Raw genomic sequence first — 19,764 nt, forward strand, 5'->3', positions numbered from 1 at the left:
TCCACAAAGCCAAAATTCCGCCTTTTCACCCTGCTTATTCACGCGCTTTACGGTAGGCTTGTTCCATCAGATCTTCGTTTATCGCCCCTTGAAACCGCTCCGAAATGATACCGTTTGGCGATATCACATAGGTAGTCGGATAGGCTACGACCTCATAGCTTTTTGTGTTCTCCCCGTTCCGGTCATATAGAACAGGAAAGGTTAAACCGTTCTGCTCGACAAAAGCCTGCACCTCGCTCATGTTAGTTTCCAGATGCGTCATATTAACTGCCAGAATCACAACGTCTTCGTCTTGATGCTTATCGTAAAAATCCTGCATATATGGCATTTCTACCTTGCAAGGCGGGCACCAGGATGCCCAAAAGTTAAGAAGAACCGTTTGTCCGCGATAATCCGACAGCTTTACCTTCTGTCCTTCCAGGTTCAGGAGTGCGACGTCCGGTGCGCGAAGTCCTGGCTTCAAGCCCTCGATAATATGATCCGCATGTTCTCCTTGACTCGGAGCACCGGCATCTTGCTCGCTGGCCGAATTGGAGGCAAAGTCATAGATTACCCATATGAACAGAGCTGACATGAGAAGCAGCACTGCCCTGTTCCTCCCTAAACCGAGCGTAAGGTAATGGGTTAGCGGCTTTTGGAATTGAAGCCAGCTCAGGATAAGCAGAACACCGAACAATACAATGTAGAACAACGAAATCGTTACACTCGCTCCATCCGCCCACAGCCACTGAAATATCGATCCTGCCAGTCCGCTCGCGAATGCCGACAACATAGCCGACTTGAGCAGCAGACCCGAATTTACCCTGCTCTTATTCCATCGAAGACCAACATAGAGAAGCGCAAGGATGCACCCCAGCCAGATGCCTCGGGTTCCGCCCGTCATATAAATAAGGGACGTCGGATGCTGAAGGGTTCGGATTGGATCAAACAGCAGCATGCCGAATTTCCACGAGATAAAACCAATGATCAGCGCAGTCAAAAAAATGTCAAGGACCCATTCCCGCTGCGGCTCCTGGCGCAAGCGAATTCGAAGTGCTGCAAGCCCGGCCGCAGCACAGATAAGGAAGAGAACGATATCTGACCTGATCATCAAAGGACCTATGGGAATAATACTCAAATGCGAACCTCCTACGATATGACAAGGATTAATAATTACCCACAGGGGTATATATGTTAATCATAGTAGATTGCCGCACGGATGTAAACTTTAAGAGGATTGCCTGAATTATGTGATCTTGTCAATGGAATCCCACAGCAATGCAATCTCGGTATGGGTTTTCCCGCCGATGACAATCTCTTTTCGTTTCTGTTCCTGTCCGCCCTTATGTCTATAAAAGTGTTCTGCCGAATTGCCTTCAAGCACCCAGACCAATAAGGAGGTGTATCCCTTCATATTCATATACTCTTTCAGCCTGGCAAACAGTTGGTTTCCATAGCCTTGCCCTTGAATCTCTTCCAACAGATAGACGGCGTAAAGTTCTCCTTCATGAGGCATCTTCTGCTCGCGTTCTGTGCCGTAAGACATAAACCCGTACACCTTTCCGTCTTCATCGGCCACGACAAGCAGCTGCTCGTCCTCCGGCATGTTCGCCAGCTTCCAGCGCCAGCCCTCTACACGATCGGCGGCAGACAGCGCTTGTAAGAAGCGATCGTCCACAATTCCCTTATAGGTTGTTTTCCAGCTGTCCACATGCACCTTGGCAATACCTTCAGCGTCATGTTCATTAGCGTATCTGATCTGCATGTTCTTCCTCCTGCTCGTTTTTTCTTCTCTTTGTATTCGCTTGACAGTCATTTGATCCTCTTTTTCGTGAAACACCGTTCCTCAGAAATGGCACGGTGCACCGTCCCCGCATAAATATATGGATATACTCCGCATTACGATCCAGTGTATCCGGGAAAGGAGCACATCTGAATGAATAAAGCACTAATACGCCTTGAAGATATCGGGCCAGGAGGAAATTACGAGAGTGAGGAACAACAAGCCAAATTACTTGTCATCGCTCAGTTCCTACATAATGAAGGAATCCCCTTCCATCTTGCGATCATCCCGCGTTATGTCGATCCAGCACAGAGTATTGACAGGTCTATAACCGATGCGGAAAATGATGTTTCCCTTCGTTTTGTCCTTATGCTCAGAACGCTGCTCACTCTTGGCGCCTCGCTCGGCATGCACGGATATACGCATCAATACGAGGACTCGGTCAGCGGAGACGGGTTCGAGTTTGCCTATCCCGATTGCAGCGCCAATTGTCCCCCCGATGATCGGTCCGATGCTCTCACGTCTCTCCTGCTGCTTCAGCAATCCTATGCGTATCAGCGGGTTCAGCTAGCCGAGAATGCCTTCCGAGCTGCCGATCTGGCCGCCGGCTGGTTCGAAACTCCCCACTATACTGCTTCCCCCGTCCAACGGCATATCATCGAGATCTGTAACGGCATTCTATATGAATCCCCGCCTTCCGCACCGGATGCGAGGACGCCTGTACTCAAACTCGACCCTGACGATCCATTCTCGAACGGAACCCTCTATGTACCTACCCCGCTCTATTACGTTGCAGGTGACAACATCGAAGAAGATGTAGCTCGTATCGGGCAAACCATAAAGGACTATACGGGCGGGAAGGATCTCGCGTCATTTTTCTACCACCCGTATCTCGAATTCTCATATATTCACCTTCGTGCTAACGGTACTGTGCATTATGATCCGAACTCGCCCCTCAGAAGAATCATTCGGTCCTTCAAACAGGAGCATAAATCCTTTGTCCCCCTAACGTCGCTGACCCCGTTCATACCGGATTTCAGGGAGAGCGGTTTGCTGAATAAACTCACAATCAAGCACCCGACATTGCTGCTTGCCAAAAGAATTCGGCAGCCAGATCAGTTATTTATTCGAAGTGAAACCGACAACCTATGGTGCATAGCGACTATTCGATTCGATGCTCCCCTTCGGCTCCATAACGGCGTGTTGTCCATACGCCCGTTATTGACGGGTTGGCCGCTCCATCCGGGCGGCACGGCTATGACAGGGGATTATGATGGGGACGGAAGGATGGATACGGCCGTGTGGTATGGGAAGCTTAGTTTGTGCGAGGTCGCCCTTGGCACAGGCACCACCTTATGCCCGGCGGGTGCATGGCTGTCAGAAGCTGAAGTCATGAACTGGGAGTGTTTGACCGGTGATTTTGACGGGGATGGCAGGCATGACTTATGTTTATGGAATCCTCGCAGCGGAAAAGCCGCCATTGCCTACAGTTTCGGGAGCGGCTTTGCTACTCCTGTTATTCAGAACAAGGTTGCTGTACGTGAAGGAGAAATTCCCTGCATAGGGGATGTGAATGGGGACGGCCTGGATGACCTCGTCGTTTGGAATCCCGCCACTGGAACCTGTCGGGTCTGGCTAAGCAGTTGCAGAGACCTCCTGGATGCCGGTATATGGTATTCGGCCCATAACCTGAGCGACTCGCAGCTGTCGGTGAGGCTTGGTGATGTAGATGGCGACGGGTATGAGGATTTGGTGCTTGTTGATCATAAAACGGGCAGCTGGTCTGTTCACTACAGCTCGGGAGCCGCCTTCGGTCCACGCGAAGCTCTATTTGGCCCATGGATATCTGGAGAACAGATGATCCCATTTGTTGGCGATCTGACCGGTAAAGGCCGAGTCAGTCTGCTGGCATGGTCGCCCCAGCTTCTTGGCGGAACTTTGGATGCTGCGATCAACATCAAGGACCGGACAATGGATTAAGGACATGATATACTTCTATACAATAAAGCCTGCGATTAGCCGGAAGTTCATCATCCTTATTCCCATTTTGGAGGAAAGATCATGCCATCCAACCATTCAGCACCCGTCAAAATCGTGAAGCCCAAACTCCCCAAGCAGCTTGAACCTTTGATCCTGTCCGATGCAGGTGTCGACGATGAAGCTTCATTTGAGCAATCCACCTGTCAGGACGAAACCTTATCATATGTTGCAGCCAACAAGGTTCTGTTTGATCAAATGATATTCAATAACGTTACATTCCAGCACGTCTCCCTCCACCACGCCGAACTTACAGATATCGTGTTCAATCATTGCGACTTATCCAACGTGGATCTCAGCGAGGCTATCATGTACCGCGTGCAATTCAATCATTGCAAAATTCTAGGGCTAGACCTAACGGCAGCCACCATCCGTAATGTGCTGTTTAATCACTGCACAGGGGATTACGCCACGCTTCGCTTTGCTAACATGAAGCAGGTTTCCTTTCAATCCACCTCCCTTGTAAAATCGGACTTTTACCATTCTGAATTAAGCAAAGTGGAGTTTCTGGATTGTCAGATCGATCAATCGCAATTCTCCGGCACGAAGCTGGCAGGGATTGATTTAAGCCGTACGGACTTCCATAACATAGGCGTTACGCTGGAGGATCTGCAGGGATGCATCATTTCGCCGCATCAGGCCATTCCTTTAACCAAAATATTCGGTCTTGTCGTAAAGGAATAACAGCGCGTTATGCTCGCAGGCGGGATGTAGATTGTCAGCCCTGCTGCCCGCCCGCAGCGATCGGGATGACCAGAAGGAAAATGCTGCACCAAGGTGCCTAACTTGGAGGAACAGTTTGTTTTGATTCCGATGGGGACTGCCGGGGAAATCCGCGAGAGCTCTTTATACTTAACAACGGATCAAGCATGTCCCGGTCCACGCATCGTTTTAAATAGGCAGCCGTCCGGACGATAAAGCGGCTTGCCCCGGAGGTCTTATGACCTTTCGGAGCAAGCCGCTTTATGAATGTCACCCTATTCTCAATCCAGTGTGTACTTCTGCAAATCCAGCGGCAGCGGTGCCGGGACGTCGCAGGAGCTGGCCATCTCATACCGTTTGCCTTCATCGGATGCATCATGGAATCCCCACATGGCTTCAAGCACATGATAGGCCAACTCTCCGCTGGCACGATGAGGTCTTCCGCTCCGAATGGCATAAGCCATATCGGCCGGACCAATGCCTCTCGTATTCTCGTGATATCCAGGAAGCAGCGGTTCTTCCGACCAATCACTTTCACCGGTCAATCGATATTTCACGGATCCGCCAAACCCGTTCGGATCCGGTACCAGGATCGTGCCCTCTGTACCGTAAATCTCAATATTTGGAAGCGTGCTGCCGCCAAATGCATCGAAACTCGTAATCAGCGTGCCAATGGCGCCGTTATGAAACTCCATGAGTCCAGCCACGTGAGTAGGAACATCCACCCGAATCTTCTGTCCGTGCTTCTTCTCGCTCGTAATGGTCCGCTCTGTAAGCGCCGCTCCGGTCATGCCGCTAATGCTGCGGATAGGTCCCAGCAGCTGGACCAACGCTGTCAGGTAGTAGGGTCCCATATCAAACATCGGACCGCCACCGGCAGCGTAGTAAAATTCAGGATCGGGATGCCAGTGCTCATGCCCGCGGCTCATCATGAACGCGGTCGCTGCAATCGGGGTGCCAATCCGGCCGTCCTGAATCAGCTTCAAAGCCGTCTGGATACCGGATCCAAGAAATGTCTCGGGTGCGCATCCTACCCGGAGCCCCTTGGCCTCGGCCAGGTCCAGAACCGCCTTGCCCTCTTCACGGGTAACACCCAGCGGCTTCTCAACGTACACATGCTTGCCGGCTTGCAGCGCATCCAGCATAATCTTCGCATGGAGTGCAGGAATCGTCAGGTTTATGACCAGCTCAATCTCCGGATCGGCAAGCAATTCTTCGGTGGTGTACACATTCGGGATGTTGTACTTGGCTGCCTGCTCCTCGGCACGGGCACGATCGATATCCGCGCAAGCTGTCAGCTCCAGAATGTCAAACTTATGGCAATTTTCCATATAAATGCCGCTGATTTTTCCGCAGCCAATAATGCCAACCTTTACTTTCTTCATGATCCAAGTCTCCTTCTGCCGCTTATTGGCTGTCTCCCATGCCTGTGTATCCTTGACCTTCCGTAAACAAACTCATATCCGAGCCAGAGTACAACGATTTGCCCTCAGCAGCCCACAGCAAACCTCTGCGCATCATTTCCTTTACCTGAGGCATGTCGACGATATCCGCATGATGACCGAGCGAATTATAGTATACGCGTCCGTATCCCCAGCGCTTGGTCCACGCCACCGGCATGTCAACCGCTTTGTTCAGGAGATGCGGTCCTGCCGCAACCGGAAAACGGGTGGTCGCCAGTACCTCGACTGCCGGGTCCACATGCAGGTAATACTGCTCGGACGCCACGGTGAAATCCTCCATCCCATCCACCAGCGGACTGGAGCTGGATTTGATCTCTACCCGGTAGTTCACACCATCATTACCCGGATGCGCAACCCAATTGCCCCCGGTCATGAACTGCCAATCCACGTTGCTGCGGAATGAATCGCACATTCCCCCATGACAGCCCGCCAAACCGGTTCCCTGCTGCACGGCAAGCGATACGTTCTCCACCTGCTCCTTCGATATTTCGCCCATCGTCCATACCGGCACGATCAGATCCAGTGCCTGCAGCTTATTTGCATCATTCAATGCATCAAGCGTGCCCGATACCTCAACCTCATATTGTTCCTGACGCAGCAATTCAGCGAAAATACCGGCCACCTGCTCGGGTTCATGTCCGTCCCAGCCGCCCCATACGATTAAAGCCTTTTTCATGCGTAGCACTCCCTTTTATGTGTCCGACCCTGTCGGTCGAATGAATTAATTACATTTCTGACAGTTGAACCCAGCGACGCTCCTCAATGGATTTATCCACGGCTTCCAGCACGGCCTGACACTTCACCCCGTCGTAGAAACTCGGCACGGGCTGTCTGCCTTCCGATATGGCGCTGGACAGCTCCAGGATTTCATGCGTAAACGTGTGCTCGAAACCAATCGTATGTCCAGGCGGCCACCACGCCTCCATATAATCATGTACAGGATCGGTTGCCAGCACGCGGCGGAAGCCCTGCACATCCTCATCGTCAGAGGTGAAATAAACCTCCAGCTCATTCATCCGTTCAAAATCAAATTTGACGCTGCCAAGGCTGCCATTGATCTCAAAAGAATTGGTGCTTCGGTGTCCGGCCGCAAAGCGCGTCGCCTCAAAGCTGCCCAGCGCCCCGTTCTCAAAGCGGGTCATGAACAGCGTCGCATCGTCCACCGTCACCTTTCCTTTAGGACCGCCATCACTTCCTTTTGCACTTAATCCGGTCATTTCGCTGGCAATCGGACGCTCCTTGATAAAGGTCTCGCTCATCCCGATCACTTCCTGCATATCACCAACCAGATAATGTGCAAGGTCGATCAGGTGGGCGCCGAGATCCCCGTGTGAACCCGATCCGGCGACTTCCTTCTGCAGCCGCCATACAAGCGGAAACTGCGGATCCATAATCCAATCCTGAAGAAACCAGGCGCGGAAATGATAGATCTGGCCCAATCTCCCGCTGTCCACCAGCTTCTTGGCCAGCCTTACCGCCGGCGAGAACCTGTAGTTAAACCCGACCATGTGGGTCACGCCTGCATCTTCCGCTGCCTGCAGCATCTCTTTGGCATCCGCCAGCGTCAACGCAAGCGGCTTCTCGCAGAATATATGCTTGCCTGCCTTGGCGGCAGCAATGGCAATCTCCTTATGAGCATCGCTTGGAGCGTTGATATCGATCAGATCAATATCATCCCGGTTCACAAGCTCCCTCCAATCGGTAACGCTTTCACGCCAGCCCAGCTGATCCGCCGCTTCTTGCACAGCCGATACATTGCGCCCGCAGATCGCTACCATCTCTGGCTTCAACGCCTCCGGGAAGAACATCGGGAGGCTCCGGTATGCATTACTGTGGGCTTTGCCCATAAATTTATATCCGATCATGCCGACACGTAATTGTTTCATCTTTCATTCCTCCTTGAATAAGGGTTCACTAATTTCGATGAAGCGAAGATGCACGAATGACAAGACGGGTGGATAGCTGCCGATGAAGTACCGCGTTCATCTCGCTCTCATCCTCGGAGTCGGAGGCGTCCAGCCTATGGAGAACATGTGCCGCGGCAAGACATCCCAGTTCGTAGAAGGGAACTCTGACGCTGGTAAGCGGCGGGGTACACAGTTCCGCAGCTTCCGAGTCGTCGTAACCGACAAAAGCAGGCATTCGTTCTTCAGAAATTCCGAGCGCGCGCAAGCCCTGCTGAAGACCAATCGCCATTCGATCATTGGCAGCAAAAACCGCTTCGATTCGGTCCAGCTGCCTTGCAATCAGCTCAGCTGCGGCATAACCGCTCTTGCGGCTGAAATTGCCTTCGAACAGCAGCGACTCATCCAGCGCGATCCCCGCTTCATTCAGCGCTTGAGCATACCCCTTCAACCGGTCGCGACTGTTGGAATACTGGGACGGTCCGTTGAGAAAAGCAATCTTTCGAAATCCCTGCTCGGTCAAGTGGCGAACGGCTTGATAGCTGCCATCCACATGATCGGCATCCATGACATGAAACGCCTCGCCTTCGAAGTATTGATTAATCAGGCAATAAGGATGATTTCCCTCGCTCAGCTGTTGAATGGCTTGCCGCTCTCCCCCATCATCCCTGGCACCAAGAATGATGCAGGCATCCACCTTCTGGGTGCGGAACAGATTCATGTAATCCATCGAACCGCCAGGCTCACGGAACAGCATCAACAGATCATATTTGCTCTCCAGCGCCTTGCTCCCAATACCGCTTAATATTTCGGAGAAATAATAAGCTGAGAATATGCGGGCTTTCGGCAAATAGGGCATCACAACCCCAAGGTTGCCGCTCCGGCGGCGGGCAAAACTTCTGGCAAGCGCACTCGGGGTATAACCGAGCCGATCCGCAGCTTCCAGCACGCGCAGCCGGGTCTCCTCCTTGATCGGTCCGACTCCGTTCAGAACCCGGGATACCGTGGCTTCCGACACGCCCGCAAGCTGTGCTACCTCTTTACGACTAGCAATAATAATCATGCCTCCCGCAATTTATGTACGCGCGTACATTTTCTCATGGAGCTGCACGGTTGTCAACTGCTTCACGACAATTCGTCCAACGTCTAACGGTTTCCTTCAGGACAATCCCTCTGCCGCTCAGACCAGCCTCATCAAACCTCGAATCATTCACAATTTGATGTATAATAGGAAAATTGATATTAAACTTACAACGGAAGAAGAGACACATATGAGTATTTTCATCACGATGTTATTCCTGGGAGGTCTTCTCGGATTTGTAGGTGCTGGTGGATCCGGATTCATCATTGCACTTCTGGTCACTGTATTTCATATTCCTGTACATACGGCGCTGGGCACTTCCATTGCTGCCATGGTATTCACCATGATATCGGGTTCCGTCAGCCACCTAAGAGAGAAAAATGCGATACTATCAACAGGACTTGCCGTCGGATTGTTCGGCGCCATGGGTGCTTATGCAGGCAGCTTTGCCGCTCGCCTGATTCCGGAGGACCGGCTTGTCTTATGTACAGCCATCATGCTGTTTCTATCCGGCCTGCTGATTATGCTGCGGACGCGCATGCAGTTTACGCCGAAGCCCATGCTGACCTCCATCCGCTCCTCGAGATTTTGGATGATGGCACTGATCTCCGGTTTGATAACTGGAGGCATGTCGGGTGTGTTCGGTATCGGTTCAACTCCGTTCATCCAGCTTGCGCTTATGGTTCTGTTCAATATGCCGATAACGCTGGCTGTAGGTACAACCATGATGGTTATTATGCCGATTGCGCTCTTCGGGGGCATCGGTTATTTTCAAGCAGGGTACATCGATTGGCAGCTGTTGCTGCAAGTGGTTGCAGGTACGATGATCGGATCGTACATCGGAGCAAAGTATACAAGCAAGGCACCCAGAACGCTGCTGCGATTCTCCATGATTCTCATGCCGATACTGGGAGGGATCATCATGCTGCTTCGCTAATCGTCCAGACTCCCTGAATCAAGATTGTTCTTGCGCCCCCTTAACAGATATGCAATAATCTTCAGCAGAAATTTATTAAATCAGTTTAAAAAGTCAAAAGAGGCGTGATCATTACGCGAGAAAAAGCGTTGTCGACGCCGCAATCCATGAAACACGCTGCTCGGCGCGCACTGCGCTCCTCGCTGCTGGAACTGGGCAGTGGAACCAAGGCAGAGCTTAGCGACAAACTCGGCATCAGTTTCCCGACGGTTGGCAAAGTGCTGGAACAGATGAAGCAAGAAGGGGAAGTCACCCTGCTTGGACTGGATGAATCGAGTGGCGGCAGGCGTGCGAATCGTTATGCTTTTAATCCGGATTACATGCTGGGGCTCGCTGTTTATTACGAGAAGGAGCAGAGCGTATATACCCTTTTCAACTGGAACGGCGACCTTATCGAGCGGACAGTGAAGACGCCATACTCCATCGCGGACCGGAGGCTCTTGCATCCCAGCTGGGAAACTGGATCCGGAACTACCCGAAAATCCGTTCGATTGCCGCTGGCTTGCCGGCCCCGTTCGTGATGGCGTCATTTTTCATATCCCAACGTATGGAGCCTTTCAGGACTATGACCTCAAGTCCTATCTGGAGACCCTGTACTCCATTCCTGTCGTGGTAGGCCGCCTGAGCGCAACCTTTGCCGCAATAATCAATCCCGATGCCATCATGTGGTGTGAGCATGATCTCCTCCCCTCCACCCTGATCTCGATAAAAGAACGGGCTTCCACTTACGTACCGGAACCGCATTTGCCTGAGATGCAACTTCGCGATTGGGAACAAGACTATATAGCCGGCTTAAAGCGGCTTGCTCTGGATATGATGATATCCGATACTCGTGCAGTGTAAAATTCAACGATGATGATTGGGGAATAACCGTGAATACTGACCTTCAAACGAAAGCAAAACCGAAATTCAGCAAGGATTACACCCTCCATTTGGCAACCATATTTCTCGGCTTTATCATTTTCGGGATATCGGAAAATATTAAAGGACCCGCCATACCCAGAATTCAATTCGATTTTCGTCTGGACGAAATGCAGATCGGCACATTGCTGTCGCTGAATGCACTCGGATATTTGATCGCTTGCTCCTTCACTGCCCTGTTAACCCGCAAGATCGGGATCAAATGGGTCAGCATGGCTGCCTTTGGATCAATGGCGATTTCCGGCGTGTTTATTTTTCTGTCACACAGCTATCCGATGTTTACCGCATCCTACTTCTTAATGTACATAGGAAACGGCATGCTCGAGATTGGACTTGCGATCTTGGCAGCCCGGATTTTTGTGCGAAATACCGGTACGATGATGAACCTGTCCCATTTCTTCTACGGGATTAGTTCAACGGTGGCACCGATGATTGCATCCGGCTTAATGACCGTAACCGTATGGAATCACACGCTGGACTGGCGGGGAATGTACCTGGCTATGCTTATGTTATCCGTACTGCCGATGATCCCGGCATTGATGAGCAAATTTCCCGGGGATGACCTGTCCGAGACGGAACGCGTTCCACTGAAACAATTGGTCAGAGATCCTGCCCTGTGGCTTGTTGTCATGATCCTCTCCTTCGGTGTTGTCTCGGAGATGGCCGTCGGCGGGTGGCTCGTCAACTTTCTTGAAAAATCGTACAATTGGGAGCCAACCGCAGCGGCTGGAATGTTATCCGCGTTCTTTCTCTGTTTCTCGGCTGCGCGTCTGCTGCTGGGCCCGATCACGGACCGGATCGGTTTCACTCTATCGATTATCATTCTGTCTGCTCTGACCGGAGTATGTACCTTTATCGCGATCTTTGGCGGGGAATCCTACGCCTTCCTGTTCGCGGCAGCCGGTATCGGAATCGCTCCGATTTATCCGACAGTTATGGCTTTGATTGCCAAAAGATATCCAAGAGAAAGCGATACCGCCATCACGTTTATCGTCACCATGATGGGGATTGGCAGCGTCATTGGCAATTACGCAATCGGTGCCATTACGAACGGCTTCAAACAGATGTATGGCAGCGAAACGGAGCTGGGTCTGCTGAGAGGACTCCAAGCCGGCTATGGCTTCATCGGATTATGCGCGGTGCTGTGCTCGCTGTTCGGCATCGTCTTGTATCGCTATTTAAGGGTTCGCAAGCAATTGATCTAATTATGGAGCTTTAGAAGAAAAAAGGGAGCCAGCCCGAAAATCGATTCGGGCGGCTCCCTTTTCCTTTTTCTCAGCCCAGATCGGGCTTATCAACAAGATGGACGCACGCATCGCCGGAATGATGCAGTTCAAATACCGTGATTGCATTGCGACCCTGCTTCAGCAGCGGTCCAGGCACATAAAGTGTTGCCTGCGGCCCTTCCTTCCAATAGCGTCCCAGATTGAAGCCATTGATCCATACTACGCCTTTTCCCCATCCATCCAGACGGATGAATGTATCGCCGATTTCATCCACTGTGAATTCGCCGGTATAGAAGGTAGGCCGATCCTGCTGATCCAATGCACCTTCCAGCGCTTGGAACGATGCCGTATTCGGATTCTCTAACGGCAGCGGATAGATGCTCCAGTCGAACAGGAACTGGTTGTTCATCCGAGCTCCCTCCGTGATGCCCTTATAGTCCTTCAGTTTCGGACCATAGTTAACCCGCCCCATATTCTCGACAACAATCTCCAGCTTCGCCCCGGCTGCCGGAATATCGAGTTGCAAGGCTTGAGGATTCCAGCGCTCAACGGTACCCTGATAAATACCATTCAAGAATACCTGAGCCCGGTCATGCACCTCTTGCAGATGCAAGAATTCACCCTGACGCGGACCCGAAACCACCGTTGAATACACAATGAACCCATAACTTTGACCCAACAACTCCATAGGAACAGGCGTTGTGCGTTTCACCTGCTCCGACAGTACCGGCAACTGCTCCAGTAAGTCGGCATAATGCGTCATGCGAACAGAGCCATAACTTTTCTTCACCGAAGGTGGAGGCAGATTGGGCAAATCCGCAATCTCAAGCCCCTGATGCTTAACAATCGCACTGCGAACGGCCTCATATTTAGCGGTTGCATCCCCGCATTCCGAGAGTGGAGCATCATAATCATAGCTGGTGACTGTCGGTTCATATTTCTCTTGATCATTCGCTCCGTTGTAGAATCCGAAATTCGTTCCGCCATGAAACATGTAAAAATTCACGGATGCATTCAGGCGAAGCATCTCCTCGAATACCTGGGCAACCTCCTCGGAGCTCCGCGTATGATGCGGTTTCAGCCAATGATCAAACCATCCGTTCCAGTATTCCATGCACATAAGAGGATCTTCTGTCCGGTACTCTTGCAGTTTAGCGAAAGCTTCCCCGGGTCTGGATCCGAAATTGACGGTTGCAAGCACGTTCGGTACGGTTCCCCCCTGCAGCATGCCATCCGTAGGACCATCTGAAGTGAACAGCAATACATCCACGCCACGCGCGGACAAGCCGTCTTTTAAATATTCCAGATAGGCCGTATCATTTCCATAACTGCCGTACTCATTCTCAATCTGAATCGCAATTACCGGACCTCCCTTGGAGGTCAACAGCGGAACTATTCGTGGAATCAGTTCATCGTAATAGTGGTCAACCTTCTCCAAATAGACGGGGTCCATACATCGCAGATGAATATCCGGATACTGCAGCAGCCAGGCAGGAAGCCCGCCGAATTCCCATTCTGCACATATATAAGGACTTGGCCGCAGGATCACGTGCAGCCCCAGATGACCGGCTTTTTGGACAAATCCTTCCAAGTCAGCTATGCCATCAAACGTAAATTGCCCTTCCTTGGGCTCATGCAAATTCCACGGAATATAGGTCTCCACGGTGTTGAACCCACACGCTTTAAGCTTCATCAACCGGTCTTCCCAATATTCCGGAACGATACGAAAATAGTGAACAGCACCTGACAGAATCTGAATCGGTTCATCCCCTAACACGAACTGTTGATTTATCGCTTTCAATTGAGGCTGCATCTTATATTCCCTCCATGATTCATATCATTTCAATTTCACCACACACTGATATCATCTATCAAAAGCGCTTTCTGCTCAATCTCCAAATGGATCATTCTCTATACCTTTTGTGTCAAATTCTCACGATGTCATGAACTTAATATGATAAAATAGAGGGCATACATATTAGAGTGAAAGATGCTAAAAAAGGAGCACGCTGCTATGGATATTACATTCCGCTTTCCCAATATCATTCACACGCTTCAGGTAACCGGATGCCATTTTGATATCCAGCCACCTGGCTGGAGTTATCCGAGGCATCATCATCACCTATTCGAGCTGCTGTACTGTCTGGAAGGCGAGGTCTTGCAGGAAATTCACCGGGAATCCATTACGCTTCGGCAAGGGGAATGGCTTCTGATCAAATCCGGGGTACCCCATCAAACCTCTAATCTATCCAATAAGCAGTATGGATACTTCAATGTTCATTTTGATCTCGATGATACGGAAATTCGGAGCTCATTATCCGCTGCCCCTTACCGCCATATTCGCCAGCATGAAAGCGAGCGCAGCAAACTGAACGCATACGTCCATGAGCTGGAGGAGATCGTTCGGCGCAGTCAGCCGCCAGCTCATTCGCTTCATCCGGAGAACCCGAAAGCCGAATACAATCTCACCTTTGAAGACAGGCTGCTGCTCCAATCCTATACCCTGCTTATCATTCATGATGTGCTCTCTCTCCTGAAGATGCAGGAAACACTCAAGCCACGACATTCCTTACCGGCGGCAGCGGGCGCTCACAAACCGTCTTCCTTGCTTGCAGCCGATGCGGCTCATGCCATTGAAGAGAAACTATCCTCGGGGCTCACCGAGGAGATATCTATCGCGGCGGTGTCCAAAGAGCTTAATTTAAGCCGCAGCCAATGCAGCAAATTGTTTCGCCAAGTCTATGGAATATCGCCAAGACAATATATCAGCCGTCAAAAGCTCAGCTTGGCCAAAGAGCTGCTTATCACGACCCATCTGCCGATGACCGCGATCGCCGACAAACTCGGGTTTCGCTCCGCCAGCCACTTTTCAAGGCAATTCCGCCGCTGGACCGGACAGTCGCCGACTGAATACCGGCCCAGACACTAAATTGTAAAATCCGATTATTTTTAGTTAGTTACTTGACATTCAATAGCATTATTGAGTATGATACAACTTGAGTTTCAACTATATAAAAGTTAGTTGATAACATTTCAAAACAAAGATAAGGAGTTGTTACATTTCATGCGTAGTTATTCTTCTACGGGCACATTCATTATTCGGGTTATACTGGGGGTCATCTTTTTGGCTCACGGTTTGGATAAGTTCCAGAGCGGCATCGGAAATATCGAAGGATTCTTCGCAAGTTTGGGTATCCCTGCATTTATGGCTACCGTTGTCGCCATTATCGAAATTGTGGGTGGCATTGCGCTGATTATCGGTTTGGGAACGAGAATTGCTTCCCTAGTTCTGGGTGTCGTACTAATCGTCGCTATTTTTCAGGCCAAGCTGGGCATGGGCTTCCTGGGTGGCTATGAACTGGATATAGCGCTGCTCGCAATGGCTGTTCATCTTGCCCTTAGCGGCAGCAGCCTGCTCTCGGTTGATTCATTGTTTAGCAAGAAGAACAAAGCCTAAAGTAAACGCAAAGATTTGCCGGTGATCCGAGGCGACGACCTCATGAAAGAAAAACGTCTATCGACGTACTCTCAAAGAAGACAGACCGCATTTAGCGGTAGTTTTTCTTGTGATATCATGCAGCAGATCCTCCGAAGTTTATACTTTCTGATATCTAAGAAAGAGCCGTACCTGACGATCAGTCTCCCATGACCCTGATCCAGATCCGCTTGCTGAAAATCTACTGTAGCCTTCCAATTTTTCACCTTGTCGGCCCCCGTGCATTCTCATGAGTCTCTATCGCTTCACTTGCGTTAGCTTGCCCCTCCTTCACTGACAATGCGACAAGCGATAGTCCAGTGAACAGGTAGCACCCCTCTGGTATATAATTTTATTTAGGTTAATTTAAAAGGATGCTTTGTTATGTCTAGTCCAAAATTGACCGGTTCACATTCTACATTAATTTTCTATAAAGGGGTGACATTTAAAAATGATTGTAAATGTTAATGTTTTAACTTTAATGATATTATAGCGGCATTACTGAGCGCGCAAGACGGAGATATATTCAATTTTTTTTATATAAAACGACATCAATTTCAGCAGCGGTGTTATGTTACAACAAAATATCACAATTAACCTGATAAATAGCAGCGGCAATAATAGTGTTACACTTGCGATTACAAATGGAGGAAGTTTTCGTCACTTTTCAACGTTAACAAACGGCAGTTTAACCGGAGTGTCGATGACCATAGGTGTTGGTATCATCCTTGATGGCGGAGGAACAGGCGGCGGCATTTTAATTTTCGGCTCCGGTTGTTCCCTAACGCTTGACGGCTGCATAATTACCAATTGCAGGAACAGTGGCAACGGTGGCGGCCTCCTGGTTCAGGGAATATCAGTAGAAGCAGTCTGATCATGAACGCCGCGTTCATAGAAAACTGCCAAGCCGATAGTGGTGGTGGCGTCTTTGCCGCGGGCTGTGACATCGAGATGAACGGTGGGGAAATAACAGGCAACCGTGCGAACAACAGCGGTGGCGGTATTACCACAATAGCGGGAGGGACCAGGCTCGGTTGCACCCTTACCATTAACGGAGGGAAAATCATCGCTAATTCCACCGTGTTGGCTTTCGGTGACGCAGGAGGTATAAACGCGTTTGACACCATCGTTACAATTCAAAACAGTGAAATAAGCAACAATACGGCAGCAACAATGGCGGCATAATTGCTAATAACATCGCATTCATGGACGGCGGCGCTATCATCGCCAATGGCTCGCTCGTTTCGATTGCCGGCGCTGAAATCATAAATAATACCGCGGCTGGGGACGGCGGAAGTATATTTATTGATATGCTCGCCAATTTAACGGTATTTGCCTCCGTTATATTCAGTGGAAACACCGCGCAGACATTATTGTATTTTCTAAATGTTTTTAACAATTACGACATTGGTGTCGGGATGAAGTAAAACAGCGGCGGTACCTCCGAAAGCAGCGTCATTAACGCGTATTCGAATGGTACCGCGACTGAACCCTTCTATCTCCTACTAGTTATTTATGCAGTTTGCTTGACGGGGTGCAGTTCAACTTACAGCCCCCTTGCTAGTATATGACTCCATTTATCGGCACCAACATCCGCTTCCCATTTCTGAATGCCACAAGCTCCTTATAACCCATACGTTCAACATCCGCTTTGGCCTGATCCAACAGCATCCCGATATCATCAGGAAAATGCGCGTCCGAGGACAAAGTAAGCGGAACCTTATATTCAGCGAGCACGGAGAGAAATAACGGACTCGGGCAGCTCTCCCCGATCGGGTAACGGTAAGCAAGTCCCGTATTGATCTCGGTAATGACCCCGCTCTGTACCATTTCCTTCGCCAGCATTCGGTAATAAGGAAGCAACTCCTTCTCGTCAACTGGCCGGAATCCGAATACCTTAAGGTTGTCCGGATGGGCGATAATATGAAACAGCCCCGACACGCAGGCCTGCCTTAACAGCTCGTAATAGTGCTTATAGGTCTGAACCGGATCTCTCCCCTCAAATTTGCTCTTCGTCTCAGGATTGTCAAATCCCCATCCATCCAAAAAATGAACGGACCCAATGACGTAATCCCACTCGGACCCTGCGAGAATTTCCCTCAGCTCCTGTTCTCCACCTGGAAAAAAATCGGCTTCGATTCCCAGGGCAAGATCCGGTCTGGAGGCCTTTGCCTCTGTTACGAAGCGGACAAAATCGGAAAGCGAAGCCACGCATACCTGATCCAGCCACGCTTGCTGCATTCTCCCGACAGGGGTATCGTCCAGCAGCATATGCCTCTCATAATACGGCCGACATTCCCGAAAACGGTATAAATGATCTACCACACCAAACTGTCCGATCCCTCTTTTGCGCCCTGTATTCAAATAGCGGTCCAGCCATTCCTCACTATAGCAGCCCTGCTGTATTCTGCGTGACAGGAGCTTTGCCATTTCCTCCCCATACTGCAGCGTATGATGGACTAATGATGCCTCCCGTTCAGGCTCCGTAGAGGCAAGCGCCTGCAAAGTGCGGGATAGCCAGCGCAGCGAATAAGGGCCTTCCTCCAGATGAAAATGCATATCTACCTTCATAAGTCGTATCCCCCTTGATCTAATCCCACGCCAGCATCGCTTCCGAAGGTTTGATTCCTAAATAATGGCACATCAACGGTGCCAAATGCAGCTGCGATATTGCCCCTGTCTGATCCGGCATCAAGGAAGGTGAAGGCAACTCGCCAAACACATAGAGCGGAACATTCCGTTCTTCAGGCTCGGTTCCTCCATGATGCCCCATCGCATTCATCCCGTGATCGGACGTGACCACCACATGATATCCCTGTAATCTCCATGCAGGAACCAAGGTCGCCAATATGCCGTCTACAACACGTACAGAACCGGCATATTCCTTGCTTTCACCCCCATGCTTATGGCCCATGTCGTCGATATTCATAGAATGAATATATAAAAAATGCGGATCGTACGTCGATCTCAAATGCTCGGCATCTATAAACAGATGGCTGTCAGGATAGTAATCCTCGAAATAGAACAGCCCATGCTGGATCAGCCTGCTGACATCATGCTGATAGCGGTCTGCGACAGGGTTAAATGGAGCGCTGTTATAAAGCTCGCTTACCCAATGATACGCGGCCGCAGCAGTCCTTAGTCCGGCCTCGCGTGCGAGATGGAACACGCTCTGTTCATGACTCAACCTCGCAATATGGTTCGCCGTGATCCCGTTTCTCGCCACGTGCGTGCCGGTCAGCAGCACTTCGTACAGCGGACGCGAGAGACTCGGCAGTTGGGATTGTACTCGGTAGCAGTTCGCCTCGCCCTGCTCAACAAGATGCTCCATATATCCCAAATACTTGCGGGCGGCATCGTATCTTAATCCATCCAGTACAACTACGATAAGCTTGGCTTCTCCTTGCAACATCCTTAATCCCCTCTTTTCGTGGCTTCAATCCAATGGATATGGTGGCTTCTAAGCCCTTGCAACCATTCCTTAGGCGGAGCAATATCGCTAACAATGGTATGAACCCTGTACATCGGCACAATTTCGATGAATCCTTCTTTATCCAGCTTGGAGCCGTCGGCCAATACGATGGTCTGGGAAGCTGCATCTATCATCCTGCGCGACATCCCAGTCTCGTTCGGATCATAGTCGCTGATGCCCCGTTCCAAGGACATGCCTCCAACAGAGATAAACGCCTTATCTACACGGAATTGGGAGAGGACGTGCTCTCCAAGCGTACCGGACATGGATTGCTGCTCCGGATTCAATTCACCTCCGACTACAAAAATCTTCCCTGAGAATCTCCCACTGTTCAAAGATTCCATTAAATGATAAGCGACGGCAAGCGAATTGGTCAGAATCGTCAGACGCTCTCGTCCATGTATCGCCTTAGCCAGCTCAAGCGTCGTCGTCCCTACGTCGACCGCAATGGTATCACCGGATTCAATCAATTCCGCAGCCATGCGCCCAATCCGCTCCTTCTCTTCCGCATTCACCATTTGGCGTTGTAAATAGGGAGGCTCGAAGCTGGTCATTTTCGTCAAAACCGCTCCCCCGTATACCCGCTTGGCTAAGCCTTCCTTTTCCAGCAGCACAAGGTCACGCCGAACCGTCTCCTCTGAAACCGTAAAATAGGCCGACAAATCAGGAACCTTTACCTGACCCTGCTGCTTCAATTGCTCGATAATCACTCTCTTACGTTGTTCAGATGAAATGGACAATTATT

Annotated in this window: 21 protein-coding genes; 11 read left to right on the plus strand and 10 right to left on the minus strand. The window is 50.4% G+C overall.

Translation table 11 applies throughout. The features are described from left to right. Positions 1-34 precede the first annotated feature (34 nt). Both PGL02S_RS02325 and PGL02S_RS02330 read right to left on the minus strand, forming a co-directional pair. Positions 35-1,117: a redoxin domain-containing protein gene (locus PGL02S_RS02325; protein WP_036642368.1), complete on the minus strand. Its 1,083-nt coding sequence runs from the start codon at positions 1,115-1,117 to the stop codon at positions 35-37. A 108-nt stretch (positions 1,118-1,225) separates the two neighbouring features. Further along, complete coding sequence (locus tag PGL02S_RS02330; protein WP_036642364.1) at positions 1,226-1,744, minus strand: GNAT family N-acetyltransferase; 519 nt, start codon at positions 1,742-1,744, stop codon at positions 1,226-1,228. Between the two features lie 171 nt (positions 1,745-1,915). On the opposite strand from PGL02S_RS02330, the gene PGL02S_RS02335 reads away from it, so the two are divergent. Together PGL02S_RS02335 and PGL02S_RS02340 are read left to right on the plus strand one after the other, a co-directional pair. Next, the gene (locus PGL02S_RS02335; RefSeq protein WP_036642363.1) at positions 1,916-3,742 is read left to right on the plus strand and encodes a DUF2334 domain-containing protein; all 1,827 of its coding nucleotides are present in this window, start codon (positions 1,916-1,918) and stop codon (positions 3,740-3,742) included. Positions 3,743-3,823: 81 nt separating this feature from the next. After that, positions 3,824-4,483, plus strand: a complete 660-nt coding sequence (locus tag PGL02S_RS02340; RefSeq protein WP_006211064.1) for a pentapeptide repeat-containing protein — start codon at positions 3,824-3,826, stop codon at positions 4,481-4,483. Positions 4,484-4,782: 299 nt separating this feature from the next. Here PGL02S_RS02340 and PGL02S_RS02345 read toward each other — a convergent pair whose 3' ends face one another. From PGL02S_RS02345 to PGL02S_RS02360, 4 genes are read right to left on the minus strand one after another with little or no spacing between them, the layout of a single operon-like run. Beyond that, the gene (locus PGL02S_RS02345; protein WP_036642362.1) at positions 4,783-5,886 is read right to left on the minus strand and encodes a Gfo/Idh/MocA family protein; all 1,104 of its coding nucleotides are present in this window, start codon (positions 5,884-5,886) and stop codon (positions 4,783-4,785) included. A gap of 22 nt (positions 5,887-5,908) precedes the next feature. Further along, entirely contained in the window at positions 5,909-6,640 is a 732-nt protein-coding gene (locus PGL02S_RS02350; protein ID WP_036642361.1) for a ThuA domain-containing protein, read from the minus strand. Positions 6,641-6,689: 49 nt separating this feature from the next. Continuing rightward, the gene (locus PGL02S_RS02355; protein WP_036642358.1) at positions 6,690-7,850 is read right to left on the minus strand and encodes a Gfo/Idh/MocA family protein; all 1,161 of its coding nucleotides are present in this window, start codon (positions 7,848-7,850) and stop codon (positions 6,690-6,692) included. 28 nt (positions 7,851-7,878) lie between these two features. Then, positions 7,879-8,931 carry a LacI family DNA-binding transcriptional regulator gene (locus tag PGL02S_RS02360; protein WP_036642357.1) on the minus strand — a complete coding sequence of 351 codons (1,053 nt, stop codon included), beginning with the start codon at positions 8,929-8,931 and terminating at the stop codon, positions 7,879-7,881. A 208-nt stretch (positions 8,932-9,139) separates the two neighbouring features. On the opposite strand from PGL02S_RS02360, the gene PGL02S_RS02365 reads away from it, so the two are divergent. The 4 genes from PGL02S_RS02365 to PGL02S_RS02375 all read left to right on the plus strand — a co-directional run bounded on the left by PGL02S_RS02365 (position 9,140) and on the right by PGL02S_RS02375 (position 12,051). Further along, positions 9,140-9,886 (plus strand): sulfite exporter TauE/SafE family protein, encoded by a 747-nt coding sequence (locus PGL02S_RS02365; protein WP_006211070.1) that lies wholly within the window; start codon positions 9,140-9,142, stop codon positions 9,884-9,886. Between the two features lie 104 nt (positions 9,887-9,990). After that, positions 9,991-10,446, plus strand: coding sequence for a hypothetical protein (locus PGL02S_RS28640; RefSeq protein WP_235187434.1), 456 nt, complete (start codon positions 9,991-9,993; stop codon positions 10,444-10,446). 88 nt (positions 10,447-10,534) lie between these two features. Next, positions 10,535-10,768, plus strand: coding sequence for a hypothetical protein (locus tag PGL02S_RS28645; RefSeq protein ID WP_255308606.1), 234 nt, complete (start codon positions 10,535-10,537; stop codon positions 10,766-10,768). Between the two features lie 29 nt (positions 10,769-10,797). After that, on the plus strand, positions 10,798-12,051 hold the full coding sequence (locus tag PGL02S_RS02375) for an MFS transporter (RefSeq protein ID WP_036642356.1): 1,254 nt from the start codon (positions 10,798-10,800) through the stop codon (positions 12,049-12,051). A 70-nt stretch (positions 12,052-12,121) separates the two neighbouring features. Here PGL02S_RS02375 and PGL02S_RS02380 read toward each other — a convergent pair whose 3' ends face one another. After that, positions 12,122-13,885: a glycoside hydrolase family 35 protein gene (locus PGL02S_RS02380; protein WP_036642355.1), complete on the minus strand. Its 1,764-nt coding sequence runs from the start codon at positions 13,883-13,885 to the stop codon at positions 12,122-12,124. 201 nt (positions 13,886-14,086) lie between these two features. Between PGL02S_RS02380 and PGL02S_RS02385 the strand changes: the two genes are divergently transcribed. The 5 genes from PGL02S_RS02385 to PGL02S_RS28030 all read left to right on the plus strand — a co-directional run bounded on the left by PGL02S_RS02385 (position 14,087) and on the right by PGL02S_RS28030 (position 16,974). After that, a complete protein-coding gene (locus PGL02S_RS02385; RefSeq protein ID WP_036642353.1) occupies positions 14,087-15,001 on the plus strand; it encodes an AraC family transcriptional regulator in 915 nt (304 codons plus the stop codon). Positions 15,002-15,136: 135 nt separating this feature from the next. Then, positions 15,137-15,529: a DoxX family protein gene (locus PGL02S_RS02390; protein WP_036642350.1), complete on the plus strand. Its 393-nt coding sequence runs from the start codon at positions 15,137-15,139 to the stop codon at positions 15,527-15,529. Between the two features lie 589 nt (positions 15,530-16,118). Further along, positions 16,119-16,421, plus strand: a complete 303-nt coding sequence (locus PGL02S_RS02395) for a hypothetical protein (RefSeq protein WP_127502826.1) — start codon at positions 16,119-16,121, stop codon at positions 16,419-16,421. A gap of 2 nt (positions 16,422-16,423) precedes the next feature. Then, positions 16,424-16,732, plus strand: coding sequence for a hypothetical protein (locus PGL02S_RS02400; protein ID WP_036642347.1), 309 nt, complete (start codon positions 16,424-16,426; stop codon positions 16,730-16,732). 20 nt (positions 16,733-16,752) lie between these two features. After that, positions 16,753-16,974, plus strand: coding sequence for a hypothetical protein (locus PGL02S_RS28030; protein WP_036642344.1), 222 nt, complete (start codon positions 16,753-16,755; stop codon positions 16,972-16,974). 133 nt (positions 16,975-17,107) lie between these two features. On the opposite strand, the gene PGL02S_RS02405 is transcribed toward PGL02S_RS28030, so the two are convergent. From PGL02S_RS02405 to PGL02S_RS02415, 3 genes are read right to left on the minus strand one after another with little or no spacing between them, the layout of a single operon-like run. Further along, the gene (locus PGL02S_RS02405) at positions 17,108-18,118 is read right to left on the minus strand and encodes a PHP domain-containing protein (RefSeq protein WP_036642341.1); all 1,011 of its coding nucleotides are present in this window, start codon (positions 18,116-18,118) and stop codon (positions 17,108-17,110) included. A gap of 19 nt (positions 18,119-18,137) precedes the next feature. Beyond that, a complete protein-coding gene (locus PGL02S_RS02410; RefSeq protein ID WP_036642339.1) occupies positions 18,138-18,959 on the minus strand; it encodes an alkaline phosphatase family protein in 822 nt (273 codons plus the stop codon). 2 nt (positions 18,960-18,961) lie between these two features. Further along, positions 18,962-19,759, minus strand: coding sequence for a DeoR/GlpR family DNA-binding transcription regulator (locus tag PGL02S_RS02415; protein WP_036642338.1), 798 nt, complete (start codon positions 19,757-19,759; stop codon positions 18,962-18,964). Positions 19,760-19,764: the final 5 nt, after the last annotated feature.

The sequence above is a fragment of the Paenibacillus glucanolyticus NBRC 15330 genome (assembly GCF_004000885.1).
GTDB lineage: Bacteria > Bacillota > Bacilli > Paenibacillales > Paenibacillaceae > Paenibacillus_AQ > Paenibacillus_AQ glucanolyticus.